This is a genomic window from Sphingobium sp. GW821-FHT02B05, from assembly GCF_059421905.1.
Window position 1 is genome coordinate 1,789,445 of the sequence record NZ_JBWKVW010000001.1, and the last position, 24,916, is coordinate 1,814,360.

At 64.8% G+C, this 24,916-nt stretch carries 29 protein-coding genes and 1 pseudogene; 8 read left to right on the top strand and 22 right to left on the bottom strand.

Annotated elements, in window-relative coordinates:
* Positions 1–2 precede the first annotated feature (2 nt).
* Positions 3–722, top strand: coding sequence for a dienelactone hydrolase family protein (locus AC07UX_RS08915; RefSeq protein WP_495191543.1), 720 nt, complete (start codon positions 3–5; stop codon positions 720–722).
* A gap of 9 nt (positions 723–731) precedes the next feature.
* Here AC07UX_RS08915 and ruvC read toward each other — a convergent pair whose 3' ends face one another.
* From ruvC to AC07UX_RS08940, 5 genes are all read right to left on the bottom strand, one after another.
* Positions 732–1,223 (bottom strand): crossover junction endodeoxyribonuclease RuvC, encoded by a 492-nt coding sequence (ruvC, locus tag AC07UX_RS08920; RefSeq protein ID WP_495191544.1) that lies wholly within the window; start codon positions 1,221–1,223, stop codon positions 732–734.
* A gap of 90 nt (positions 1,224–1,313) precedes the next feature.
* Positions 1,314–2,057, bottom strand: coding sequence for a YebC/PmpR family DNA-binding transcriptional regulator (locus tag AC07UX_RS08925; RefSeq protein WP_184269935.1), 744 nt, complete (start codon positions 2,055–2,057; stop codon positions 1,314–1,316).
* Positions 2,058–2,169: 112 nt separating this feature from the next.
* Positions 2,170–2,496 carry a heavy metal-binding domain-containing protein gene (locus tag AC07UX_RS08930; protein WP_495191545.1) on the bottom strand — a complete coding sequence of 109 codons (327 nt, stop codon included), beginning with the start codon at positions 2,494–2,496 and terminating at the stop codon, positions 2,170–2,172.
* A 155-nt stretch (positions 2,497–2,651) separates the two neighbouring features.
* Positions 2,652–2,894, bottom strand: coding sequence for a DUF2312 domain-containing protein (locus tag AC07UX_RS08935; protein WP_056683669.1), 243 nt, complete (start codon positions 2,892–2,894; stop codon positions 2,652–2,654).
* 61 nt (positions 2,895–2,955) lie between these two features.
* Entirely contained in the window at positions 2,956–3,255 is a 300-nt protein-coding gene (locus AC07UX_RS08940; RefSeq protein ID WP_495191546.1) for a DUF1244 domain-containing protein, read from the bottom strand.
* Positions 3,256–3,365: 110 nt separating this feature from the next.
* On the opposite strand from AC07UX_RS08940, the gene pyk reads away from it, so the two are divergent.
* Entirely contained in the window at positions 3,366–4,823 is a 1,458-nt protein-coding gene (gene pyk / locus AC07UX_RS08945; protein WP_495191547.1) for a pyruvate kinase, read from the top strand.
* A gap of 262 nt (positions 4,824–5,085) precedes the next feature.
* Here the strand turns inward: pyk and ykgO are convergent, their stop codons facing one another.
* A complete protein-coding gene (ykgO, locus tag AC07UX_RS08950) occupies positions 5,086–5,211 on the bottom strand; it encodes a type B 50S ribosomal protein L36 (RefSeq protein ID WP_004210176.1) in 126 nt (41 codons plus the stop codon).
* Between the two features lie 211 nt (positions 5,212–5,422).
* Here ykgO and AC07UX_RS08955 point away from each other — a divergent pair, with 211 nt between their 5' ends.
* Complete coding sequence (locus AC07UX_RS08955) at positions 5,423–6,040, top strand: hypothetical protein (protein ID WP_495191548.1); 618 nt, start codon at positions 5,423–5,425, stop codon at positions 6,038–6,040.
* Positions 6,037–7,167 carry a M14 family metallopeptidase gene (locus AC07UX_RS08960; protein WP_495191549.1) on the top strand — a complete coding sequence of 377 codons (1,131 nt, stop codon included), beginning with the start codon at positions 6,037–6,039 and terminating at the stop codon, positions 7,165–7,167. The genes AC07UX_RS08955 and AC07UX_RS08960 overlap by 4 nt, the downstream gene beginning before the upstream one ends.
* A gap of 87 nt (positions 7,168–7,254) precedes the next feature.
* Here AC07UX_RS08960 and AC07UX_RS08965 read toward each other — a convergent pair whose 3' ends face one another.
* From AC07UX_RS08965 to AC07UX_RS08990, 6 genes and pseudogenes are all read right to left on the bottom strand, one after another.
* Positions 7,255–7,533, bottom strand: a complete 279-nt coding sequence (locus AC07UX_RS08965) for a DUF2218 domain-containing protein (protein ID WP_495191550.1) — start codon at positions 7,531–7,533, stop codon at positions 7,255–7,257.
* Positions 7,534–7,535: 2 nt separating this feature from the next.
* The gene (locus tag AC07UX_RS08970; protein ID WP_495191551.1) at positions 7,536–8,183 is read right to left on the bottom strand and encodes a PadR family transcriptional regulator; all 648 of its coding nucleotides are present in this window, start codon (positions 8,181–8,183) and stop codon (positions 7,536–7,538) included.
* Between the two features lie 93 nt (positions 8,184–8,276).
* Positions 8,277–9,516, bottom strand: a pseudogene (locus tag AC07UX_RS08975) (threonine synthase).
* 105 nt (positions 9,517–9,621) lie between these two features.
* On the bottom strand, positions 9,622–10,176 hold the full coding sequence (gene grpE, locus AC07UX_RS08980) for a nucleotide exchange factor GrpE (RefSeq protein WP_495191552.1): 555 nt from the start codon (positions 10,174–10,176) through the stop codon (positions 9,622–9,624).
* Positions 10,173–11,216: a heat-inducible transcriptional repressor HrcA gene (hrcA, locus tag AC07UX_RS08985; protein WP_495191553.1), complete on the bottom strand. Its 1,044-nt coding sequence runs from the start codon at positions 11,214–11,216 to the stop codon at positions 10,173–10,175. Before hrcA ends, grpE begins: the two co-directional genes overlap by 4 nt.
* A 31-nt stretch (positions 11,217–11,247) precedes the next feature.
* On the bottom strand, positions 11,248–11,754 hold the full coding sequence (locus tag AC07UX_RS08990) for a DUF6438 domain-containing protein (RefSeq protein ID WP_495191554.1): 507 nt from the start codon (positions 11,752–11,754) through the stop codon (positions 11,248–11,250).
* 133 nt (positions 11,755–11,887) lie between these two features.
* Here AC07UX_RS08990 and rph point away from each other — a divergent pair, with 133 nt between their 5' ends.
* Together rph and rdgB are read left to right on the top strand one after the other, a co-directional pair.
* Entirely contained in the window at positions 11,888–12,604 is a 717-nt protein-coding gene (rph, locus tag AC07UX_RS08995; RefSeq protein WP_495191555.1) for a ribonuclease PH, read from the top strand.
* Positions 12,605–12,713: 109 nt separating this feature from the next.
* Complete coding sequence (gene rdgB, locus AC07UX_RS09000; RefSeq protein ID WP_495191843.1) at positions 12,714–13,343, top strand: RdgB/HAM1 family non-canonical purine NTP pyrophosphatase; 630 nt, start codon at positions 12,714–12,716, stop codon at positions 13,341–13,343.
* 4 nt (positions 13,344–13,347) lie between these two features.
* Here rdgB and AC07UX_RS09005 read toward each other — a convergent pair whose 3' ends face one another.
* Both AC07UX_RS09005 and AC07UX_RS09010 read right to left on the bottom strand, forming a co-directional pair.
* On the bottom strand, positions 13,348–14,118 hold the full coding sequence (locus tag AC07UX_RS09005) for a hypothetical protein (protein WP_495191556.1): 771 nt from the start codon (positions 14,116–14,118) through the stop codon (positions 13,348–13,350).
* Positions 14,119–14,181: 63 nt separating this feature from the next.
* On the bottom strand, positions 14,182–14,850 hold the full coding sequence (locus tag AC07UX_RS09010) for a CAP domain-containing protein (RefSeq protein WP_495191557.1): 669 nt from the start codon (positions 14,848–14,850) through the stop codon (positions 14,182–14,184).
* 25 nt (positions 14,851–14,875) lie between these two features.
* Between AC07UX_RS09010 and hemW the strand changes: the two genes are divergently transcribed.
* Complete coding sequence (hemW, locus tag AC07UX_RS09015; RefSeq protein ID WP_495191558.1) at positions 14,876–16,063, top strand: radical SAM family heme chaperone HemW; 1,188 nt, start codon at positions 14,876–14,878, stop codon at positions 16,061–16,063.
* A gap of 4 nt (positions 16,064–16,067) precedes the next feature.
* Here hemW and AC07UX_RS09020 read toward each other — a convergent pair whose 3' ends face one another.
* The 8 genes from AC07UX_RS09020 to AC07UX_RS09055 form a co-directional block, all read right to left on the bottom strand.
* Positions 16,068–17,732 (bottom strand): M56 family metallopeptidase, encoded by a 1,665-nt coding sequence (locus AC07UX_RS09020; protein WP_495191559.1) that lies wholly within the window; start codon positions 17,730–17,732, stop codon positions 16,068–16,070.
* Positions 17,729–18,097: a BlaI/MecI/CopY family transcriptional regulator gene (locus tag AC07UX_RS09025; RefSeq protein ID WP_056683720.1), complete on the bottom strand. Its 369-nt coding sequence runs from the start codon at positions 18,095–18,097 to the stop codon at positions 17,729–17,731. Before AC07UX_RS09025 ends, AC07UX_RS09020 begins: the two co-directional genes overlap by 4 nt.
* Before the next feature lie 681 nt (positions 18,098–18,778).
* Entirely contained in the window at positions 18,779–19,111 is a 333-nt protein-coding gene (gene grxD / locus AC07UX_RS09030; RefSeq protein WP_495191560.1) for a Grx4 family monothiol glutaredoxin, read from the bottom strand.
* A gap of 56 nt (positions 19,112–19,167) precedes the next feature.
* Positions 19,168–19,401 (bottom strand): BolA/IbaG family iron-sulfur metabolism protein, encoded by a 234-nt coding sequence (locus AC07UX_RS09035; RefSeq protein WP_495191561.1) that lies wholly within the window; start codon positions 19,399–19,401, stop codon positions 19,168–19,170.
* A gap of 11 nt (positions 19,402–19,412) precedes the next feature.
* A complete protein-coding gene (locus tag AC07UX_RS09040) occupies positions 19,413–19,736 on the bottom strand; it encodes a DUF1476 domain-containing protein (RefSeq protein WP_495191562.1) in 324 nt (107 codons plus the stop codon).
* Between the two features lie 58 nt (positions 19,737–19,794).
* Positions 19,795–20,406 (bottom strand): 3-isopropylmalate dehydratase small subunit, encoded by a 612-nt coding sequence (leuD, locus tag AC07UX_RS09045; RefSeq protein ID WP_495191563.1) that lies wholly within the window; start codon positions 20,404–20,406, stop codon positions 19,795–19,797.
* Between the two features lie 109 nt (positions 20,407–20,515).
* Positions 20,516–21,967: a 3-isopropylmalate dehydratase large subunit gene (leuC, locus tag AC07UX_RS09050; RefSeq protein ID WP_495191564.1), complete on the bottom strand. Its 1,452-nt coding sequence runs from the start codon at positions 21,965–21,967 to the stop codon at positions 20,516–20,518.
* A gap of 102 nt (positions 21,968–22,069) precedes the next feature.
* The gene (locus AC07UX_RS09055; RefSeq protein ID WP_495191565.1) at positions 22,070–22,768 is read right to left on the bottom strand and encodes a glutathione S-transferase family protein; all 699 of its coding nucleotides are present in this window, start codon (positions 22,766–22,768) and stop codon (positions 22,070–22,072) included.
* Positions 22,769–22,994: 226 nt separating this feature from the next.
* Between AC07UX_RS09055 and AC07UX_RS09060 the strand changes: the two genes are divergently transcribed.
* Entirely contained in the window at positions 22,995–24,803 is a 1,809-nt protein-coding gene (locus tag AC07UX_RS09060; RefSeq protein WP_495191566.1) for a DUF885 domain-containing protein, read from the top strand.
* The last annotated feature ends 113 nt before the right edge of the window (positions 24,804–24,916 follow it).

Consider the following 24,916-nt stretch of genomic DNA (forward strand, 5'->3'; position numbering starts at 1 on the left):
TCATGAGCATCACCCGCACCGTCCTCGTCCAGCAAATGGACGGCGACCCGTTCGAACATGTCGTCGTGGCCGACACCGCAAATGATGATCCACGCCCCGGCATCCTGCTCTTCCCCAATGTGCTGGGAACCAAGGAGGCAGATTTCGCCTATGCGCAGAAGGTAGCGGCGCTCGGCTACACGGTGCTGGTCGCCGATATCTTCGGTCAGGGCAAGCGCACGAGCCGTGCCGACGCCAATCCGGCGCTCTACATGGACGCATTGAACGCCGACCGCGCGCTGCTGCGTGATCGGGCGAACGGCGTGCATGCGCTGCTCAAGGGGCTGGGAACGGTCGATCCGGCACGGACGGCGGCGATCGGCTTCTGCTTCGGCGGCAAATGCGTACTCGATCTCGCCCGGTCCGGCGCGGACATATCCGGCGGCGTCAGCTTCCACGGCGTCTATGAAGCCCCACCCTTCCCCAATGCGAACATCGGCGCCAAGCTGCTGATCTGCCATGGCTGGGACGACCCGATCGCCCCGCCGGAAGCTACCGTAGGGCTGGCGAAGGAACTGACCCAAGCCGGCTGCGACTGGCAGATTCACGCCTATGGCCATACCGGCCACGCCTTCACGGACGAGGCGGTGAACATGCCGGAAAAGGGCCTCGCCTACAGTCCGGACGCAGACCGCCGCAGCTTCCGCGCCATGACGGATTTTCTGGGCGACCTGTTCGGCTGACCCCGATGGTCAGCGCGTCGGGATACGCCGCGCGCTGGCCAGATGATGGGCGTGGGTGATGGCCACGGCGAGCGCGTCGGCCGCATCCGGCCCGGCGATCTTCGCGCCGGGCAACAGGCGCTGCACCATGGCATGCACCTGATCCTTCGACGCATTGCCGACGCCCACGACCGATTTCTTCACGAGCCGGGCGGCATATTCGCCGACCTCCATGCCCGATCGCGACGCATTGAGCAGGATGACGCCGCGCGCCTGCCCCAGTTTCAGCGTCGATTGCGGGTTCACATTGACGAACACCTCCTCGACCGCCGCGCCATCGGGCTTATGCTCCAGGATGAGGTCGGTCAGCGCCAGGTCGAGCGCCAGCAGCCGCGTCGCCAGCGACATCGTGCTGTCGGTCTTGATCTGGCCATTGCCGATATGGGTCAGCCGATTGCCATCCGCGGCAATCAGGCCCCAGCCGGTGGTGCCAAGTCCGGGGTCCAGGCCAAGAAGGATCATGGAAAGGAAATCCGTTCGCTTCGAGCGAAGTCGAGAAGCCTTGCGCTTTTCGTGTCTCGACCAGGCTCGACACGAACGGAAGAAGGCATGTCAGCCCAGCTTTTCCATCACTTCGTCGGAGACTTCGTAATTGCCCCAGACGGTCTGGACGTCGTCATCATCTTCCAGCGTGTCGACCAGCTTCATCAGCGTGGCGGCGTTGCTTTCGTCGACTTCGACGGTGGTGGTGGGCTTCCAGGCCAGCTTGGCGCCGTCTGCGGCGCCCAGCGTGGCTTCCAGCGCCTTGGCGACTTCGTGGAGCGCGTCCATCGCGGTCCAGATTTCATGCTCGTCCTCGTTGGACGACACGTCCTCCGCGCCGGCTTCCAGCGCCGCTTCGAAGATGGCTTCGGCGTCGCCCGCGCTCGCCGGATAGGTGATGAGGCCAAGGCGATCGAAGCCATGGCTCACCGCGCCCGACGCGCCCAGATTGCCGCCATTTTTGGAAAAGGCGGTGCGCACGTTGGTCGCGGTACGATTGCGATTGTCGGTCAGCGCCTCGACGATGATCGCTGTGCCGCCGGGGCCGTAGCCCTCATAGCGCACTTCCTCGTAATTCTCCGTATCGCCCTTGCTCGCCTTGTCGATGGCGCGCTGGATATTGTCCTTGGGCATCGACTGCGCCTTGGCCGCGTTGACCGCCAGGCGCAGACGCGGGTTCATGTCCACATCGGGCATGCCCATCTTGGCCGCGACGGTGATTTCGCGGCTCAGCTTGGAGAACATCGAGGAGCGCTTCTTGTCCTGCGCGCCCTTGCGATGCATGATATTCTTGAATTTGGAATGGCCTGCCATGGTCCTGAATTCTTATCTGCCGTTGAAATAGGATGGGCGCCCTTACACCAGCGGCCGCCCAAAGGGCAACCGCCAGCGCGCGTGCGCCATCATTGCCCGGTAGTTTGCAGGGTCAATAGAGGATCGCGGTGCCCGACGCCGACACCATCAGCATCGACCCGTTGGAGCCGATCACTTCATAGTCCAGGTCCACGCCGACGACGGCATTGGCACCCAGGCTCGCCGCGCGGGTGCGCATTTCGGCAATGGCCTGCTCGCGGGCGCGCTGAAGCACATCTTCATAGGCGCCCGACCGCCCACCCACGATATCGCGGACGCTGGCAAACAGGTCGCGAAACAGGTTGGCGCCCACGATCACCTCACCAGTGACGATGCCGAGATATTCCTTCGCGGGCCTCCCCTCCAGACGGCTGGTGGTGCTGACGATGATCTCGGACATGGACGCTTCTCCCTTGATGAAGAATCCGGCCTCCGCCGGATTTCCGCGCCGGCCCTCTCCTCCACCTGGCCAGGCAGTATCATATAGATGGCCGGGTGGGGGAGAGGGCCGATGCGGCTCAAAGATACGCTTAAGCGTAGCTGACAAACAGCGCCTTATTCCATGCCCAGCGCAGAAAGATAGGTCTGGAGGATGGCTTCCATCTCCTGCCGGTCATGCGGCTGCATCTTACGCAGGCGGATGATCTGGCGCATGATCTTGGCATCATAGCCGGTCGCCTTGGCCTCCAGATAGACGTCCTTGATGTCGTCGCCGATACCCTTCTTTTCCTCTTCGAGCCGCTCGATGCGCTCGATGAGAAGACGTAGCTGGTCGGCTGCGACGTTGCCCTCGCTCATGGGAATCTCCGTTCGTTGTGAAATGTGAATCAGGCTGAATGAATCAGGTTGGCGGACGCCTCTAATGACTGTCGGCGTTCTTCGCCACACTCTCCTGCATCTTTGCGATCTGCTGAGGCGTGGCTTCGCCCTGATGCTGCGCCTTCCACTGCGAAAAGGGCATGCCGTGGATGATTTCGCGCGCCTGATCCCGCGTCAGATCGCCGTCCGCTTCCGCAATCCAGTCGGCCAGGCAGTTGCGGCAGAAGCCCGCCGTTCCCATCAGGTCGATATTCTCCACATCGGTGCGATGCTGCAAATGCGCGACCAGACGGCGGAAGGCGGTTGCAGCAACGGCATCTGTGACTATGGTATCGGACATCGGCGCGAGAAACCCTTTCGCTGAAAACTACATCATCCTGTCGTGCAGCATGGATAACGCATAACCTCGCCCCGGCAAACCGGGAGCGATCATGACGCTCAGGAGAAGACATGACGACACTACCGCCCCGCTCTCGCAAGGTTCGCATCCTGGCGACCCTTGGTCCTGCGAGCGACACGCCCGAAATGATCCGGGCGCTGTTCGTCGCCGGGGCCGATGCCTTCCGCATCAATATGAGCCATGGCGCGCATGAGGATCATGCCGCACGCATCGCCATCATCCGCGATCTGGAAAAGGAATTCCATCGGCCGACCACGATCCTGGGCGACCTTCAGGGACCAAAGCTGCGCGTGGGCACGTTCGAAAAGGGCCTGGCCATATTGGAAACCGGCGCGCCCTTCGTCCTGGACCAGGACGAAACGCCGGGCGACGCGCGCCGCGTCAACTTGCCGCACCCCGAAATCTACGCCGCGCTGGTGCCCGAAACGCGCCTGCTGCTGGACGACGGCAAGCTGGTGCTGCGGGTCAAGACGGTCGGAGAGAAGCGCATCGACACGATCGTCGAAGTCGGCGGCACCCTGTCCAATCGCAAGGGCGTGAACGTACCTGACGTCGTCGTGCCAGTGCCGGCGCTGACGGACAAGGATCGCCGCGACCTCAGCTTCGCGATAGAACAGGGTTGCGACTGGATCGCGCTCAGCTTCGTCCAGCGGCCCGAAGACCTGGCCGAAGCGCGCAAGCTGATGGGCGGCTATGGCGCGCTGATGGCCAAGATCGAAAAGCCGTCGGCGGTGCAGCGACTGGAGGAAATTATCGAACTGGCGGACGGCGTGATGGTCGCACGCGGCGACCTGGGCGTCGAACTCCCGCCGCAGGCCGTACCACCGTTGCAAAAGCAGATCGTCGCCACCGCGCGGCGCATGGGCCGCCCGGTGGTCGTCGCGACCCAGATGCTCGAATCGATGATCAAGTCCCCCTCGCCCACGCGCGCCGAAGTGTCGGACGTTGCCACGGCCGTCTATGACGGCGCCGACGCCATCATGCTGTCGGCGGAGACGGCGGCGGGCGACTGGCCGGTCGAGGCGGTCGCGATGATGGACAGTATCGCCCACAGCGTCGAACGCGATCCCGGCTATTTCGGCCGGCTCCACTATACCGAAACGCGCCCTGACCCGACCACCGCCGACGCACTGGCCGAAAGCGCCGGCAATATCGTCGATGTCGTGGGCGCCAGCGCCATCACCTGCTTCACTTCGTCGGGCAGCACGGTCCGCCGCGTGGCCCGCGAGCGGCCGTCAGCGCCGATTCTTGCGCTGACACCGCGGTCGGACACGGCGCGCAAGCTGGGCCTGACCTGGGGCGTGCATGCCATCCGCACCAAGGATATCGGCAATTTCGAAGAAATGATCGGCAAGGCCCGGCGCATGGCGTTGCGCCACGGCATGGCCGAAAAGGGCGGCAAGATCGTCGTGCTGGCCGGCGTCCCCTTCGGCACGCCGGGGTCGACCAACGTTCTGCATGTCGCGGCGGTGCGCGGCGACGAACTCAAGGGCCGCGACGAAGGCTGAACGATCACACCCTCCCTCCGTTCGCTTCGAGCCCTTCGACTACCTGCCAAGGCAGTCGCTCAGGACAGGCCGAGGTCGATAAATGGGCAGCACTATGCTGCCTCGTTACGCGACAAGCTCGAAACGAACGGAGGGAGGGTGATTCGATTCGCGCGAATCGCCTTCCGCTCCAAGCTCGGACAAACGCAGAAAAGCGCCCGATCCATGACCGGGCGCTCTTTTTGCGTTACAAGACCTGCCCCCCGAAGGAGCAGTCCGGCTTTTAGCCCTGGCGGGCCTTGAAGCGGCGGTTGGTCTTGTTGATGACGTAGGTGCGGCCGCGACGACGGATCACGCGGTTGTCCCGGTGGCGTCCCTTGAGCGACTTGAGCGAGTTGCGGATCTTCATGGCTAGGCCCTTGATGGAATCTGAATTTGTTCGAAAATCGAAGCGCAGCCCCTATGGGCGGGGCGGACCAAAGTCAAGGGCGACAGCCGCTCTTTTGACTCTGTTCATCCTTCATGCAGCAAGTTCGTGGCTTCAAGCGTTGGAGGGGATTATGCCCCTCGCACCGTCTATAGCATGACATGATAGCCGAATGCCCGTTGGAGTTGACCCCATGCCGAAGCGCCTTCTTTTCATCGCCGCCATCGCCCTTCCGCTCGGCGCCTGCGCGACGGCCGCCCCGCGCGTGGAAGTGACGCGATTCCATATCGACAACCCGGCCCGCTCAGGCTCCGTCGCGGTCGAGGAAATGCCGGGCAATCCCGACATCAGCCTGGAATTCCGCACCTATGCCGGCGCGGTATCGCAGGAATTCCAGCGCGTGGGCTTCAGCGCCGCCGGCGAAGGCGCGCAGAGCGATTATGTCGCGCTGGTCAGCTTCAGCCGCACCTTTCGCCCCTCCGGCGTCGATCGCAGCAGCGACAAGCCGGTCAGCGTGGGCATGAGCGGCGGGATCGGCAGCGGTGGCGGGCGCCGGGGCGGCACCTTTGGCGGCCTGGGGCTGGGCGTCGGCATCAACCTGTCGGGCAAGCCCAAGGATATCGTGACGACCCAGCTGCATGTGCAGCTGCGCCGCCGGTCCGATTCGACCGCCATCTGGGAAGGGCGCGCCTCGACGGAGGCAAAACAGGGATCGCCCGCCGCCCAGCCCGCTACCGCCGCGCAGAAACTCGCCGCGGCGCTGATCGGGGGCTATCCCGGTGAATCGGGGCGCACTATAATGGTCAAATGACCATCAGCATCTCCAGCGGCTTTGACAGCGGCAATATTCGCACCCTCTCCATCACCGACTCCCCCGCCGGCGTCCGCGCCGAGCTGGAGATCGTGACGGACCATCAGAGTGACTTCTATCAATGGTTCCATTTCCGGCTCGCCAATGCGGCGGGGCGCGCCGTGGAACTGGCCATCGTCAATTGCGGCCAGTCGGCCTATCCCGACGGCTGGGCAGGCTATAGCGCCCGCGTCAGCGAGGACCGCGAAAACTGGCTGCTGGCCGATACCAGCTATGCCGATGGCACGCTGACCATCCGACTGGAACCGGACAGCAATGCCGTCTGGATCGCCTATTTCGCACCCTATTCGATGGAGCGCCATCACGATCTGATCGCCTGGGCGGCCAGCCAGCCGGGCGTCGAGCATCGCGAACTGGGCCTGACGCTGGACGGCCAGCCGATGGACCTGCTCACGATCGGCGACGGCCCCAAGCAGGTGTGGCTCTACGCCCGCCAGCATCCCGGCGAATCGATGGCGCAATGGTGGATGGAAGGCGCGCTGGAGCGCCTGACCGACGAGGAAGACGCGGTCGCCCGTCTGTTGCGGCAGAAGGCGACGATCCACCTCGTCCCCAATATGAACCCGGACGGCAGCCGTCGCGGCCATCTGCGCACCAATGCGGTCGGCGTGAACCTCAATCGCGAATGGCATCAGCCGACTGCCGAGCGTAGCCCCGAAGTGCTGATGGTCCGCAATGCGATGGACGAGACGGGCGTGGACTTCGCCATGGACGTCCATGGCGACGAAGCGATCCCCGCGGTGTTCATCGCAGGGTTCGAAGGGATCCCGTCGATTACGGACAAGCAGGTCCAGCTTTACCATCGCTATCGCGACACGCTGGCCGCCCGCACGCCCGATTTCCAGACGCGGCTGGGCTATCCGGTGGCCGGCGCGGGCAAGGCGAACCTGTCCATGTCCACCAATCAGGTCGCCGAGCGATTCGGCGCGGTGGCAATGACGCTGGAAATGCCGTTCAAGGACAATGACGACCTGCCCGACGCCGATTTCGGCTGGTCCCCCGCCCGCTCCATCCAGCTGGGCAAGGATTGCCTGGCCGTGCTGGCAGAGATGATCGAGGATATTTGATTGTTCCCCGGCAAAGGCCGGGGCGCAGTCTTTAGACCTGAACCGGACCCCGGCCTTCGCCGGGGACGGACAAGCTGATCTTGGCCCTTACTGCCACGCAAAGGGCAGCGGCGCTTCGCGGAAGGCGAAGCGGTCGAGATGGTCGGCGACCACCTGCTTGAACCGCTCGACATCCGCATCGGGGTTCGGCTCCAGCACGACCACCAGCGCTTCCTGCTGCGCGGTCATGCGGATCGGCCCCATGGGGAAAGCGATGACGCCCTGTTCAGCGTCGAAATCGACGTCGAACTTGTGGCTCCAATGTTTGCACAATTGCTGGAGATAACGGCTGCCATTGGTGGTCGGCACAGTTGCGGTCAGGGGCATATTCAGAGCCTTTCGATCTTGGCGACGGCTTCGTCGATCAGGGCGGCGACGTCGAACATGGTCTGGTTATCGGCCCCTTCCTTTTCAAGGCGTTGCTGGATGGCAAAACGCAGATTGTGCATCGCGCGGCGTACCGGGCCGCCATCGACCCGCTCGGCCTTTTGCGCCATCGACGCCAGCCGCTCCAGCGCCAGGTCGAGCGCCGCCTTGCGCTCTTCGATCTGCGCACGGCCCGCATCGGTGACGGCAAAGCGCTTGCGGCTGCCCTCGCTCGGCTCTTCGGCGATGAGGTCCATTTCGGACAGCAGGGTGAGCGTCGGATAGACGACGCCGGGGCTGGGGGCATAGGCTTCGCCCGATAGCGCCTCGATCGCGCGGATCAATTCATAGCCGTGGCGCGGTTCATCGGCGATCAGCTTCAGCAGGATGAGCCGCAGCGTTTCATTGTCGAACAGGCGCCGGCGACCACCGCCGCCGCGTCCACCGCGACCGCCACCGCGCGGGCCGTCCTCGCCAAAGGGATCGCCGCCACCGAACGGGCCGCCATGGCCACGGCCAAAGCCGCCGGGGAAGGCGAAGCGGTCATGCCCATGCAGACCGCGATGATGACCGCCATGGCGGCCGTGAAAATTGTGGTGATTACGCATCATTTGCTCTTTCATATATGTCATGATGCAATGCGATATATCTTAAAAAATCTCATCGTCAAGATTTAAGATAGATCTTAATTGTACCACGATATCTTAGAGCGTTGAAAAATCGATCGGCGCGTGCCGGTCCAATGTGCGGCTCTGGTCCTCCAGCGGATATTTGAGGCCGCTGGCACAGTTGAACAGCACCGCGCGATCGTCCCGCCCGATCAGCCCCTCGTCCAGCGCACGTTGATAGGCCGCCAGCGTGGCCCCGCCCTCCGGACAGAGCAGCAAGCCATCATCGCGCGCAACATCGCGCACCGCTGCCGCGATCGCCGCGTCCGAGACGGCCAGCGCCGCGCCGCCGCTTTCCCGCACCGCGCGGAGGATCAGGAAATCGCCCACGGCCTTGGGTACGCGGATACCCATGGCGATGGTTTGGGCGTCCTCCCAGCGCTCGGCAAATTCCACGCCCTGTTCGAAGGCGCGAACCATCGGCGCGCAGCCTTCGGCCTGCACCGCGAACATCTTGGGGCGCTTCGATCCGATGAAGCCGATCTTCTCCAGTTCGTCGAACGCCTTCCACATGCCGATGAGGCCGGTGCCGCCGCCGGTGGGGTAGAAGATCGCGTCGGGCAATTCCCAACCGAGCTGTTCGGCCAGTTCGAGGCCCATCGTCTTCTTGCCCTCGATCCGGTAGGGCTCTTTCAGCGTCGAGAAGTCGAACCAGCCGCGTGCCTTGACGCCCTGCCCCACGATGGCGCCGCAGTCGTCAATATAGCCGTTGACGCGATAGACCCGCGCGCCCTGCGCCGCGATTTCCCGTACGTTGATTTCAGGCGTGTCGGCGGGACAGAAGATCACCGACCATGCCCGCAACGGCGGCATAAGCGGCCAGCGCCGCGCCGGCATTGCCGTTGGTCGGCATCGCCACCTGGGTCACGCCCAGTTCCTTGGCCATCGAAACCGCCATGACGAGGCCACGCGCCTTGAACGACGCCGTCGGCAGGCGCCCTTCATCCTTGGCCAGCAGATGTGCCCCACCCAGCCGCGCCGCCGTGCGCGGGAGCGGAATGAGCGGAGTCGCATTTTCGCCCAGGCTCACGATATTGGCCGTCTGTCGCACCGGCAGCAATTCACGCCACCGCCACAGGTCCATCGGCCGCTGGGCAAGCGCTTCCTTGGTCAGCGTGGCCCGGACGCCCTCCAGATCATAGCGCACCAGCAGCGGCTTTCCCGCCGCCGAGAGGCCGTGCAGCTTGTCCGCCTCATAGCGTTCGCCGGTCAGCGAACATTCCAGATGGGTGACGAAGGTCGGACGGTCGGTGGTGAGGTTGAGGTCGTGCAACACAAAAATCTCCGTTCGGGCCGAGCTTGTCGAAGCCCCCGCCCTTCTCTTCTAGAAAGTGGGGCTCTTCGACAGGCTCGGGGCGAACGGGATATACAAGCCCGTCGGTTAGTCCGGCTTCTTCGCCACGCTCACCATGGCGGGGCGCAGCAGGCGGTCCTTGATCATGTAGCCGGCCTGCATTTCCACCAGCACGGTGCCCGGCTCGGCGTCGGCCGACGGGATCTCCATCACCGCCTGATGCTTGTTGGGATCGAGCGGTTGGCCGACCGACTCCAGCCTGGTCACGCCATTGCGGCCGAACACGCTGTCCAGTTCGCGGCCGGTAGCCTCCAGCCCCACGACCAGGCTCTTGAATTTCTCATCCTCGCGCAATTCGGCGGGGATCGCGGCCAGCGCACGGCTCAGATTGTCGGCAACCGACAGGATATCGCGCGCAAAGGCGGTCGACGCATAGGAACGCGCATCGGCCAGTTCCTTTTCCAGCCGGCGACGCACATTCTGCGTATCGGCATGGGCGTAGAGAATATCCTGCTTTGCGGTGGCAAGCTCGGCCTCCAGCGCGACGATCTTGTCCGCTGCGGCGTCTCCGGCCGGTGCCGCATCTTCGGGCAGAGCGTCCACGACTTCGGTGTTTTCGATAGTGTCTTTGTTCTCGGTCATCTCATCAATCTCGACAGCGTCTGTGCAGTAAAGTCCACCATGGGGATCACCCGCGCATAGTTCAAGCGCGTGGGGCCGATCACGCCGACCACGCCGACGACCCGGCCGTCCGCGCCACGGTAGGGGGCGGCTATGACCGAAGACCCTGACAGGGAAAAGAGCTTGTTTTCCGAGCCGATGAAGATTTTGGTCGCGCTGCCGGCCAATGCGCCGCGCAGCAGGTCCAATATTTCCTGCTTGCCCTCCAGCTGCTCCAGCAACTGCCGCGCCCGTTCCAGGTCGGCGGCCGCGCCATCGTCCAGCAGATGCGACTGGCCCCGCACGATCAGCACCGGCCGGTCGTCGGCGTCATGCGACCAGATGGCCAGGCCCCGCGCCGCCAGATCGCGCGCGCTGTTGTCGAGCGCGTGCCGCTCCGCCTCCATCTCCCGTGCCAGCGCCTCGCCCGCCTGGCGCAGGGTCAGGCCGCCGAACCGCGCCGACATGAAATTGGCCGCTTCGTTGAGCGCGATCGGGCTGACGCCTTCGGGCAGGTCCAGCACGCGATTTTCGACCGACCCGTCCTGCCCCACCAGCACCGCCAGCGCTTGGCGGCCGTTCAGCGGCACGAAGCCGAACTGGCGCAGCACCGGCTCCCGCTTGGGCACCATCACGATGCCCGCGCAGGCCGACAGCCCGGAAAGAGTCGCGGTGGCAGCGGACAATGCTTCCTCGATCGGCCCGCTTTCGGATATCCCCGCTTCGATCGCGCGGCGCTCCTCCGCCGACGGTTCGGCCGCCTGCATCATGCCGTCGACGAACAGGCGGAGCCCCGTTTCGGTGGGCATCCGCCCCGCCGAGGTATGCGGCGCGGCGAGCAGGCCCAGTTCCTCCAGATCCTGCATGACGTTACGGATGGAGGCGGGCGACAGGCTGAGCGAGGCCATCTTGCTGATGGTGCGCGATCCCACCGGCATGCCCGTACCCAGATAGCTTTCCACCACCAGGCGAAAGACATCGCGCGCGCGATCGTTCAATTCGGATATGGGCGTGACCGACATGTGCCTTATCTAGGCAAGACGGGATGCGCGCTCAAGGCGTCACTGCCTTGGGGTTCAGCATATGCTCAACGTCCAGGATCTTGGGCACCGACGCGATCGCCACGCGCAGCTTGCCATAGCGCGGGTCCATGCAGCCCGACTGGAAATCCAGCCGTGTCGCCTGTTGCCCCGGCCGGCTCCATTCCACGCTGTAGGCGGGCATGTCGGTGGCGAAGCGGGTGCAGCTTTTCTGGTCGATCTTTTCCGTCGTGCCGGTCGCGGGTCGATGCGGCGCCAACGTCGCCAGCAGCTTGCGATATTGCACCCGGCTGATGGTGAAGCGGGTCGGCCCCGGCACCGACGTAAAGCGTTCGGGCGTCAGCAGGCCCGCGCCATCGGGCGACACCTGCACCATATAGGCCGGGCATGCGCCAAAGCAGCGCCCCGCCGTAAAGCGGATCACATCGCCCGGCGCCTTGGGCGGCTCCAGCCCTTCCTGCTCCGCCAGGCATCCCGTCAATGCCAACAGCCCGGCTGCGGCCCAGATTTTTATCGTCATAACCCCTCATATCGTCCAATTCGCGCTCTGGACACTGGCAACTCGCCCCATCGACCGCTAAGCGACGCTTTAAGTGCGCCATTGGGCGCATTGGCGACCCCTGTCGCCTTTCAAATGCTTCGGAGTAGAATTTATGCGTCCTTCCGGCCGCGCGCCCGACCAGATGCGCGATATCACCATGGAACCCGGCTTCACCATCCATGCCGAAGGCAGCTGCCTCATCAGCTTCGGCGATACGCGCGTGCTTTGCACCGCGTCGGTGGAAGAAAAGGTGCCGCCTTTCCTGCGCGGCAAGGGGTCGGGCTGGGTGACGGCCGAATATGGCATGCTGCCCCGCGCCACCCACACCCGCGGCAGCCGTGAAGCGGCCAAGGGCAAGCAGTCGGGCCGTACCCAGGAAATCCAGCGCCTGATCGGCCGCTCGCTGCGCACGGTCGTGGACTTGAAGAAGCTGGGCGAGCGCCAGATCGTGATCGATTGCGACGTGATCCAGGCCGATGGCGGCACCCGCACTGCGGCCATTTCCGGCAGCTGGGTCGCGCTGCGCATCGCGGTGGACAAACTGCTCGCGTCCGGCGCACTGACCGAAGACCCGATCATCCAGAAGGTCGCGGCGATCAGCTGCGGCATCTATAACGGCACCCCCGTGCTCGACCTCGACTATGCCGAAGACAGCAATGCCGAAACCGACGCCAACCTGATCCTGACCGGCGACGGCAAGTTCGCCGAAGTGCAGGCGACGGCCGAGGGTGCTGCCTATGACGAGGAAGAGCTGCTCCGCCTGCTCCGCCTCGCCCGCATCGGCTGCGCGAAGATCTTCGCGGCGCAGGATGTGGCGACCGGACGTTAATTTATATCCGTTCGCTTCGAGCGCTCAGGATAAACTATGTCGAGAAGCCGATAGCGCATTCGCGCGTTTCTCGACTACGTTCGAAACGAACGGCATAGGGTAGTGAATGATGAGCGACGATTTCGGACAGGAACAGGCGATCCGCAAACTGAAGCCGGGCAGACTGGTGATCGCCAGCCATAATCCCGGCAAGGTACGCGAAATCGCTGCCCTGCTTGGCCCCTACGGGATCGAGCCGATCTCCGCCGCGTCGCTCGACCTGCCCGAACCGGAAGAAACCGGCACCACCTTCATCGCCAATGCGGAATTGAAGGCGATGCAGGCCGCCGACCTCTCCGGCCTGCCCGCTCTTGCCGACGACAGCGGCCTGTGCGTCGAAGCGCTGGGCGGCGATCCCGGCCTGTTTTCGGCGCGCTGGGCCGGCCCGACCAAGGATTTCGGCATGGCGATGCAGCTGGTGTGGGACGGCGTGCAGGCCAAGGGGCCGGACGCCAGCCATAGCGCCCATTTCATCTGCGCCCTCGCCCTCGCCTGGCCCGATGGCCATGTCGAAGCGTTCGAGGGGCGGATCGACGGCACCCTGGTCTGGCCGCCGCGCGGGCAGAATGGCTTTGGCTATGACGCCATGTTCCAGCCATTGGACCACGCCATCAGCTTCGGCGAGATGGACCCGGACGCCAAACACGCCATGAGCCACCGCGCCAGGGCCTTCGAGCAACTGGTCGCGGCGGTCATTTGACCTGTCAGCTAACCGGCACGGCCTTCAGCTTCGCCTGCCCGATATGCCAGCGCAGCTGGGCGGGCGTGGCGCCGTCCACATCATTGACGCGGCGCAGCACATAGTCGCCCACGAAACGCTGGCGCGTCCCGTCCAGCAGCTGCGAATCGACCGTCACCGGCACCGTCTGGTAGATCGAACCCGCGCCGCCATCGCCCGGCTCCAGCCTGCTGCCGATCGTCACGCGCGTCGATCGCGTGCCGGCAAAGCCCGCCTGAAAATTGTCCAATGTCTGGTTGGGCGGACCATCCTCCCCCCATTGCGCCCAGGCGGTGCCATAATCGCGGGCATTGATCGCCGAATAGTAAAGCTGCACCACCGCGACCGCCGCCGCCATGCTCTTGGGCGCGGGATCGCATCCCGGCATCGGTTCGCCCTTGCCATCGAACAGGGCGCAGCTGCGTGCAATCTCATCCTCGATCATGGCGCAGCTGTTGGCCGCATTGCAGGGCGGCCGGGTGGCGGGCGAAACATTGCGACAGACGGCCACCCTCTTTGCTGCGGCCGCAGCGCCGATATCGGCCGTACAGGACAGCGGCTCCGCGCTTTGCGCAACGGGTACGGGCATCGGACTTTGCGCGACGCTCGCATTGACCGGCGATGCAGCCACCGGCGCGGCGTCATTGGCGCTGGGCGCCTCGTCCGCCTTATGCTCAGGCTGCGGCGGCGCCCCGCAGGCGCCAAGCGCCAACAGCGCGCAACCTGAAATCATCCATGACAGTGCGGTATGGCGCATCCTCTTCTCCTTTGCGGCTTCCTTTCCTCAATGCCCACCGCCAGCAGAATATCCATCGCCGCCTTATGGACCGACGCTGGCAACCTGCGTTTGCGCCATCGGCGCCACATCATCGGCGTCCAGCGGCCCCTTGCCAAAGGCGTTGCCTGCCGGGAAATAGCGGCAGACCAGATAGTCCGCATTCGCCCCCTCGCCCAGTGCACAACCCACCTTGCGCGTCCCGCGCCAGATCATCTGCGTATAATGGCCCACATCCTGCCAACGTCCCGTCGCGCTCATGTCGGGCAGCTTGCCCGCGATACGGGTCAGCCGCTTTTCCTCCAGGAACGATCCGACCATCGCACCATAGCCATAGAGGCGGCGCGGTCCCATCCACAGATTTTCGCCGCTGGGGATCGCACGGCCTGTGCGGGGCGAATGGCGGAACAGGCCGCTGCGCGCCATATCGTCGGCATAGCGGGCGGCGTCGGTCGCCAGCCCATCGTCCCAGTCCAGCAGCGGCAGGCCGAGCGAGCCACGCTCCTTATTATGCGCGTCGAGTATGACCGACCGCAGCAGCGCAGTCCCGCGCGGCGCTTCTTCCATGCCATAATAGGCAGCGGGCATGACCGTGCCGGTAGCGACCGTGCCGGCTGGCGCAGCGCCGCCGCCCCTGCTCTCAGACGCCGCCTGCGCGCCGCCCGTCACCATCGGCATCGCCAGTATCAGCGCACCCCATAGCGAAGCGCGCAAAAAGTCTTTAGGGCTGCCCCCAGCCATGTCGCCTCTTAACCCCCAAATCGCAACGGCCCCAGCCAACGCCCCGGCCAACGCGCAAGCCTTATATATCCACTGGCCCTTTTGCGTTTCCAAATGTCCCTACTGCGATTTTAACAGTCATGTCCGCGATGGCGTGGACATTCCGGCATGGGAAGCCGCGCTGCTGGCGGACATGGCGCATGAAGCGGCGCTGGCGCCGGGCCGGCCGCTTTCGTCGATCTTCTTTGGCGGCGGCACCCCGTCCCTCATGCCGCCTGCGCTGGTCGAAACGCTGATCGGCACGGCGGAGCGTCATTGGAGCTTCACCCCGGACATAGAGATCACGCTGGAGGCCAATCCCAATTCGGTCGAGGCAGCGCGCTTTGCCGATCTCGCCGCTGCCGGGGTCAACCGCACCTCGCTCGGCCTTCAGGCGCTCGACGATCAGGCGCTACATTTCCTGGGCCGCGCTCATGACGTGGCGGAGGGACTGGCTGCGCTCGACACGGCGCAGCGCGTGTTCGACAGGGTCAGCTTCGACCTGATCTACGCCCGCCCCGATCAGAGCGAAGCGGATTGGGAAGCGGAACTGGCGCGCGCTCTGTCCTTCGGCACCGGGCATCTGTCGCTCTATCAGCTGACGATCGAGCCGGGCACGCGCTTTGCCACTTTGGTGGCGCAGAACAAGTTGACGCCCGCCGATCCCGATCATGGCGCGACGCTCTATGAACTGACGCAGGCGATGACCGGCGCGGCGGGCATCCCCGCCTATGAAATCAGCAACCATGCCCGGCCGGGGCAGGAAAGCCGCCATAATCTCGTCTATTGGCGCTATGGCGATTATGCCGGCATCGGGCCGGGCGCGCATGGCCGGCGGGGCGGCATGGCGACGCTGCGTCACAAAAAGCCGGAAAACTGGATGGGCGCGGTATCCCGCAACGGCCATGGTATTCAGAGCGAGGACCCATTGGCGCCGGAAGACCGCGCCCGTGAGGCGTTGCTGATGGGCCTGCGGCTCGGCGAAGGGGTCGATCTGGCCCGGATCGCCGCCCTGTCCGGGATCAGGGCGGACCGTCTGGTGGACGAACGGGCGATCGCGCAATTGACCGACCTTGGCCTCATCCGCCTGACCGGCGACCATTTGCAGGTGGCGCCGGCGGGTATGCTCCTGCTCGACGCCATCCTGCCCGAAGTGGTGGCGGTCTGAACGATCAGTTCCTGTCGCGGTCCAGCGCCGCGATTTCATCGTCGATGTCGCGCAGGGCTTCGGCCTGATCCTTGGCGGGCATCCGGCTGTTGGCGATCTGAACCCGTGCGTTCATCAGGCCGCGCCGTGCCGCCAGCTTGCCCATGCGTTCGGCCCGCGCACCGTCACGTTCGGCCAGCGCTGCCTGCCGCTCGGCCATGGCCTCCGCGCGGGTACCCTGGCGTTCGGCCAACGCTTCTGCCCGCTCGGCTTGCGCTTCCGCGCGACGCGCCTGTGCTTCGATCGCGCTATTGCAGATGCGGACCCGAATCTGCCGCCGACCACTACCATCCACCCATTCCCGGCGCGTTTGCACCTGGCCATTATTGCCGTCGCATCCTTCGCGGACATCGACGTTCGGGACCATCCGCGCAATCTCCGCCTGCGTCGGGATGCGGTGCGTTTCGACGCGGCCGTCGGCATGGGTAACGGTGATACGCCCCTTTTCGCTGCGCACGATCGGCGGCGTGGGCGGTACGGGCGCGACCGGGGCGATCATGTCGGCTGCGGGCACTATCGCCGCGGGCGGCGCCATGGGCGCTGGCGAGGACCATGCGTCATCGCCCGCCTTCACCGCAGGGACGGCAGGCACCGTCGGTACAGCAGGGACCGCCGCGACTTGGGTCGTCGCCGGCACGCTGGCCGTGGCGGGCTGCGACACCAGGTCGGACAATTTGGCGAAGTCGGCGCTTTCCACCTTGTCGGTGATCGCGGCCATCTGCTGCGCGGCGCGGCTGCCCGATGCGGTGAGCGCCAGGCCGGTGGCGGTGACGATCGCGACGGCGGCCATGCCCCAGCTGATGCGCTGAAGCGAAATGTCATGGTTGGACAGCATTTTCAGCCTCCCCTTGAGCGTGGTGATACGGGTGAGATGGCAGGCGCCGGCAAACTGCCGGCCGCCGGCCGCCTTCAATATGGCGCGGCCATAGGCATGGGCCTGATCGCGACCGTAGAGCGAAAGGACGCGGGCGTCGCAGGCGGTTTCCTGATCGGCGCGATAGGCACGATAGGCGATCCAGGCGACCGGATTGCACCAATGGACGGCCAGCAGCAGCAGCGCGATCATATTGGCGGCCAGGTCGCCCCGTTCATGGTGCGCCCGTTCATGGGCGATCGCCATATCCTGCTCCTGCGCGTCGTAGCGCAGGGCGAAATCGGCCGGCAGCACGATATAGGGCCGCAATACGCCAAAGGCGAGCGGGCCGGTCGCATGCGGGCTGGAAATGATGCGGATGCGCCCTGCCTCCCCGACCGGGGTGGCGTCATCCAGCATGTGGCGACGGAAACGGACGTAGCCCACCGCCTGCACGATCAGGAAAGCGATCATGCCCACGAACCAGAGCGACAGGCCAGCCTCCAGCCAGGGAAAGCCCTGCGCCGTGGCGACGGCGGGCGTGGCGGCCGATACCGTCAACAGGTCGGGCAGACCCGCCTGATCCACCGCCAGATGCAGCGGCGACGGGTCGACGTCGCGTGGCAAAGCCGGCATCACCATCCGCGCCAGCGGCAGCGCCCAGAGCAGATAGGCCGCCCCCGCCCCCAGCCAGCGCGCGACCGGCCGCCGCAACATCATCACCAGCGCCATCAGCAAGGTAGTGGCGATCAGCGTTTCGGCCAGCCAGACGCTCATGATTTCAACCCCTTCAGGATGGCCTCAAGCTCGGCGATATCGTCCGCCGTCAATTGATCCTGTTGCGCCAGCTGGGCGACCAGCGGCGAAATCCGCCCGCCAAACAGGCGGTTGACCAGACGCCCGCCTTCGCCCGCGACATAATCGTCGCGGGCCACCATCGGACGATAGAGAAAACGCCGGCCATCCTGGTCGGCGGCGATGACATCCTTGGCCATCAGGCGCGACAACAGGGTCTTGACCGTTTGCAGGCTCCAGTCGCGGTCGGTGGCGACGCGATCGGCAACGTCGTTGGCGGTCTGCGGCGCGGCTTCCCACAGCGCCTCCATCACCACCAGTTCCGCTTCGCTGATCTTCTCGCTCACATCTTCTCGCTGACTGAGTCGATACCCGACTCGATGTTTAACAACCACAGATGTAGTCGCATTGATTACAGATGTAGTCAATAGCCGTTTGCTCGGCCTTCCCTCACTGCCTTCATATTGAAAACGCCCGAAAATGTCGGAAATCTTGACAGTTGGTGCACAGCCGGTCGGCGCGTTAACCTTTGAAAGCCGCAGCTTCCCGCGATCGCCCCAAACTGGCACGGCCATTGCGACTTTAGTCGCGTTCCCACCGTTCAACTACCGGGGGATGCAGGCAGTCTCCGCTCCGCATCCCCCACCCGTTGGCTCTCCCTCCATGTCAGCTTACGACGACGCGACGAGCGAAGTTCGCACTGTTGCCGGCCTTGGCGGGCCCGACGCGGTCGCGAAGCCCCCGCGAGGCTCTCCCAAAGCGTCACCGGCGCCACACCCACGCGACAGCGACGCGCTGCGCACGCCTCTGTTGGTAACGGGGCTGTGGACCGGTGGCGGGTGGACAAGGGGCTGGCGCGAGGCTGGCCTATTATCGTGAGCCTGCCCCTCACCCAGCTTCAACCAAGGCCGCCAGCTGCCATGTCTGCGCAGCCCTCTCCCTTGGGGGGAGGGGAAAAAGGGTCGGCCCCAAAACACAAAAGGCGGCCCGTTCCCGGACCGCCTTCCCGTTTCCGATCATACCTCCGCTCAGTTGGCGGCGGCGATCCCTTGATCTGTCATGAGCTGGCTCAGCTCGCCCGCTTCATACATTTCCATCATGATGTCGCTGCCGCCGACAAATTCGCCCTTCACATAGAGCTGGGGGATGGTCGGCCAGTCGGAAAAGGCCTTGATGCCCTGACGCACGGCCTGGTCCTGCAAGACGTCGACCGTTTCATAGGTCACGCCCAGATGCTCCAGGATCGCGATGGCGCGGCTGGAAAAGCCGCATTGCGGGAAGAGCGGCGTACCCTTCATGAAAAGCACCACGTCGCTGCTCTTGACGATGTCGGCGATCCGCTGCTGCACGGCGTCGGTCATGTGAAAAGTTCCATTCCTGTCTGGCGCCCATGCGATGGACGCGAATCTCTGGTCTGTTAGTTGGGAACCGCTGTGGTCAGTTGCAAGGCGTGAAGCACGCCACCCATACGTCCGCCAAGCGCAGCATAGACGGCGCGCTGCTGCGCCACCCGCGTCAGCCCGCGAAAACTTTCCGCCACGACCTTCGCCGCATAATGATCGCCGTCCCCGGCCAGGTCGGTAATCTCGACCTGCGCATCGGGGATGGCGGCGCGGATCATGTCCGCAATATCGTCGGCTGCCATGGGCATGGGATCAAGCCTTACTGTACTTCGATGAATTGACGGCGGGCGATCACGGCCTGCTCGTCCAGAGCGGCACGCACCCCGGCTTCGTCGATATCGACGCCGGCCGACGTCATATCGCCTACCAGCTTGCGAATGACATCCTCGTCGCCCGCTTCCTCGAAATCGGCCTGCACCACCGCCTTGGCATAGGCGTCCGTCTCTTCCGGGGTCAGACCCATCTTGACCGCGGCCCATTCGCCCAGCAACCGGTTGCGGCGCGCCTGGATACGAAATTCCATTTCCTGGTCATGGGCGAACTTGTTTTCGAACGCCTTTTCGCGATCGTCGAAAGTGGTCATGCGTCTATGCCCCGTTCAAAGCGGTATCAAGGTACGACAGATAGGCAGAAGCGGAAAATTACGCAACGGCGGCGGGGACGATCCAGGGGCGATCCTGTGCCTGCCTGGCTTCATAGCCGTCGATCGCGTCGCCCTGATCCAGCGTCAGGCCGATTTCGTCCAGGCCGCCCAGCAGGCAATGTTTGCGGAACGGGTCGATCTCGAACGCGAACCGGTCCTGGAATTGGGTGGTGACGGACTGCGATTCCAGATCGACATGGATCGTGTCCGGAGTCCCGTTGATTCCCTGGGCCACTTCCATCAACCGATCGACCGCATCCTGCGGCAGGACCACGGTCAAAATGCCGTTCTTGAACGCATTGCCGGAAAAGATGTCGGAGAAGCTGGGCGCGATCACCACCTTGATCCCCAGGTCGGCGAGCGCCCAGGCGGCATGTTCGCGGCTGGAGCCGCAGCCGAAATTGTCGCCGGCGATCAGGATCGGGCTGCCGGCATATACCGGATCGTCGAAGACGTTGCCCGGTTCCTTGCGCAGCACTTCGAACGCGCCGCGCCCCAGGCCATTGCGCGAAATGGTCTTGAGCCAATGCGCGGGAATGACGATGTCGGTATCGACATTCTTCATCCCGAACGGATAGGCCCGGCCATCGACGGTCGTCAACTTGTCCATCAGCGAACCTTCTTTACCTCGGCAGCCGGCGTGTCTTCCGCGCGACCCAGGGTAGCGGCCATCGCCGCGCTGGCCAGCGCGCCCAGCGTCAGCAGCCAGAAAATCTTCTTCATGCGACCACACCCTCTTCATTATTCAACAATAACCGCACATCCGTGAGGTGGCCGGTAATGGCCGCCGCCGCCGCCATGGCCGGCGACACCAGATGGGTGCGCGACCCCGGTCCCTGACGGCCCATGAAATTGCGGTTGCTGGTCGATGCACAGCGTTCGCCCGCCGGCACCTTGTCCGGGTTCATGCCCAGGCACGCCGAACAGCCAGGCTCGCGCCATTCGAAACCGGCGTCCAGGAAGATGCGGTCCAGCCCTTCGGATTCGGCCTGTTGCTTCACCAGACCGGAACCCGGCACGACCATCGCATGCTTGATGCCGGCCGCGACATGGCGCCCCTTCAGCAAGGATGCGGCGGCGCGCAGATCCTCGATCCGGCTGTTGGTGCAACTGCCGATGAAGACATGCTCGATAGCGACATCTTCCATCTTCTGCCCGGCGACCAGACCCATATAATCAAGCGACTTTTGCGCGGCGGCCTGCTTGGACGGATCGGCAAAGCTCAGCGGATCGGGGACCGTGCCGGTGACGGCCACGACGTCTTCCGGGCTGGTGCCCCAGGTGACGTTGGGGACGATGTCGGCCGCGTCGATCACCACCGTCTTGTCGAAGACGGCGCCTTCATCGGTGACGAGCGTCTGCCAATAAGCGACGGCCGCATCGAAATCCGCCCCCCTGGGCGCCATCGGGCGGCCCTTGATATAGGCGAAGGTCTTTTCGTCCGGGGCGAACAGGCCGGAACGCGCGCCCGCCTCGATCGACATGTTGGCGACGGTCAGGCGCCCCTCGATCGACATGTCGCGGAACACGGAACCCCGATATTCCATGACATAGCCGGTGCCGCCCGCCGTGCCGATGGTGCCGCAGATCGCCAGCGCCACATCCTTGGGCGTGACGCCGGGCGCCAGTTCGCCATCGACCACGACGGCCATGGTCTTGGATTGTTTCAGCAACAGCGTCTGGGTCGCCAGCACATGCTCCACCTCGCTCGTGCCGATGCCGAAGGCCAGCGCGCCCAGCGCACCGTGCGAGCTGGTATGGCTGTCGCCGCACACCAAGGTGGTGCCGGGCAGCGTGAAGCCCTGTTCCGGGCCGACGACATGGACGATGCCCTGCTCCAGATCGGCGTCACCGATCAGGCGGACGCCGAATTCGGGCGCATTGCGTTCCAGCGCAGCCAGCTGCTGCGCGCTTTCCGGATCGGCGATCGGGATGCGATGGCCATCCGCGTCGCGGCGCGGCGTGGTGGGCAGATTATGGTCCGGCACCGCCAGGGTCAGGTCGGGCCGGCGCACTTTTCGTCCAGCGAGACGAAGGCCTTCGAACGCCTGCGGGCTCGTCACTTCATGGACGAGGTGGCGGTCGATGTAGATGAGGCAGGTGCCATCGGGACGCCGTTCGACGACGTGCGCGTCCCAGATCTTTTCGTAGAGGGTGCGAGACTTGACCATAATGTCCACCCCCTAGACCCGTCGGGCGGATCGGGAAAGGGGGTGGACGACCGATTTGACCTGTTTTTCCTGTCAGGCGGGCAAGAAAGTTACAGGGTCGGATTATTGGGCGCGATAGTCTTCGACGATCTTGCCGGCCGCGCCGATCTCCGCTTCATGGCTGTCCTCGCGCCATGTTTCGGCCAGCGCCTCCCTTTCCCACTGCTGCATGGCGGGGTGGGCGAGCATATGGTCGACCCAGACCTGCGCGTGCGGGCCGACGTCCAGCCCATAGGTGCGCACGCGAAAGGCGACGGGCGCATAGAAGGCGTCGATCGCGGTGAAGGCGTCGCCGGCGAGGAAAGGGCCGCTGAACAGGTCCAGCCCCTGCTCCCACACTTCGCGCAGCCGGGCGATATCCTTGTTGAGCGCGGGCGATGGCATGTGCGGCTCGACGCGAACGCCGACATTCATGGTGCAGTCGTCGCGCAACGTGGTGAAGCCGCTGTGCATTTCGGCCGTCGCACATTGGGCAAAGGCGCGCGCCGCCTCGTCCGCCGGCCAGACGCCGGGATGACGGTCCGCCAGATAAAGGATGATACCCAGCGAATCCCAGACGGTAAGCCCCTCTCCATCGGCCCCGTCGATCAGCACCGGCACCTGCCCCGTGGGCGAGAAGCTGCGGAAGGCGGCATAGTTGGTGGCCGACGCAAACGGCTCGATCCGGTCCTCGAACTCTATGCCCAGCGCCTGCATCAGTACCCAGGGGCGCAGCGACCAGCTGCTGTAATTCCGGTTGGCGGTGATCAGCGTGTAGGCCATGTGGTTCCTCCCTGTGCAAGGCACGCGCGCCATAGCGCAGGAGGAAACGGCGGGACAGCCGCAACGATCCATGATGCTGACAAGCTGGGCTTATCAGACGTTCGTCATCGCGGGCGGGGTTCTGCCGCTACGATCTTGCCCTAGCCAAGCTGTTGAACGGGCGTCAAAAGAGCGCATCGCGGGCGGCGCTCCTTGCTGCCCTCCCCTTGCTCTGGAGCCTCCTGTCGTGAACCGACGCCAATTTCTTGCCACCAGCGGTGCCACCGCCCTTGCCGCCGCCACGCCCAACGCTTTTGCGCAAGGGGCCGGCGCCGATGCGCGGTTCCGCGCGATGCTGGACGATTTCTTCTACGGTCGCCTGGCCGAATCGCCGGAAAGCGCGACCCGCCTTGGCCTCGACACTGGCGCGCGCGCGGCGTTGCGGGGCAAGCTGAGCGACACCAGCGCGGCGGGCGCGGCCAAGGATCTGGCCCGCACCAAGGCCCAGGTGAAGCAACTGGCCAGCGTCGATCGCGCCAAACTCAGCCCCGCCAGCCAGCTCGACTATGATGTCGTCGCCTACCAACTGGACCGCGCCGTGGGCGGCGAACGTTTCGGCTATGGCGAGACGGCGGGCCGCTACGCCCCCTATATCCTCAGCCAGCTGACCGGCAGCTATCGCGAAGTCCCCGACTTCCTCGATTCGCAGCATCGGGTGAAGGATGCGGCGGATGCCGACGCTTACCTGTCCCGCCTGGAAGCCTTCCCCGCCGCGCTGGACGGCGAACTGGCCCGGCAGAAGGCGGACGCGGCCAAGGGCGTGTTCGCGCCGGACTATATTCTCGACACCACCATGAAGATGCAGGCGTCCCTGCGTGACCAGCCGGCCGCGCAGACCGTGCTGGTCGCGTCCTTCGTCAAGAAACTGGCCGCCGCCGGTCTGCCGCCTGAGCGCGCCGCACAGGCGGAAAAGATTGTCGCGGAAAAGATTTTCCCCGCCGTCGATCGCCAGCGCGCACTGGTGGCGCAACTGCGCGCCAAGGCCAGCCATGATGCCGGCTGCTGGCGCCTGCCCGATGGCGAAGCCTTCTACGCCGCCGCCGCCGAAGCCGCGACCACGACCAAGCTGACCGGCGATGAAATCCACCGGATGGGTCTGGATCAGGTCGCCAGCATCTCGTCGCGGATCGACGCCATCCTTAAAGGAGAGGGAATGAGTCAGGGCAGCGTCGGCGATCGCCTCGTCGAACTCAACAAGCGCCCCGACCAGCTCTTCCCCAACACCGATCCGGGTCGCGAGGCGCTGCTGGCGCAGCTCAACAGCCAGATCATCGCCATGCAGAAGCGCCTCCCCGAAGCGTTCAACACCGTGCCCAAGGCCCCGGTCGAGGTCCGCCGCGTGCCGGTAACGATTCAGGCCGGCGCGCCGGGCGGCTATTATCAGAATGCCTCGCTCGACGGGTCGCGCCCGGCCATCTATTTCATCAACCTGCGCGACACGTTCGACCGGCCGAAATTCGGCCTCGCGACGCTCAGCTATCATGAAGCGGTGCCGGGGCACCATCTTCAGGTGTCGGTGGCGCTGGAATCCGACTCCATACCGATGATCCGCCGGCGCGGCTTCTACAGCGGCTATTCGGAAGGCTGGGCGCTCTATTCCGAGCAGCTGGCCGACGAAATGGGCATGTATGAAGGCGATCCGCTGGGGCAGGTCGGCTATCTCCAGTCGCTGCTGTTCCGCGCCACCCGTCTGGTGGTGGACAGTGGCATGCACGCCAAGCGCTGGAGCCGGGAAAAGGCGACCGATTACCTCATCGCCACCACCGGCATCGCGCGCGGCCGCAGCCAGGGCGAGATCGACCGCTACACCGTATGGCCGGGTCAGGCATGCAGTTACAAGATCGGCCACACCGTCTGGACGCAGCTGCGCGACGAGGTGAAGGCCAGGCAAGGGGACAAGTTCGACCTCAAGGCCTTCCATGAGGTGCTGACGCTGGGCGCGATGCCGCTGGATATTTTGAAGCAGACGGTTCGGCAGCGGGCGGGAATGGCCTGAATTCCCCGCTCGCAATGACCGCTCGGCATTGAACAAAAAACGACCCGGCGGCGCGCCGCCGGGTCGTCCAGTTTCTTCCACCCAAACACGCGGAGGGCCGATCCCCAGACGGG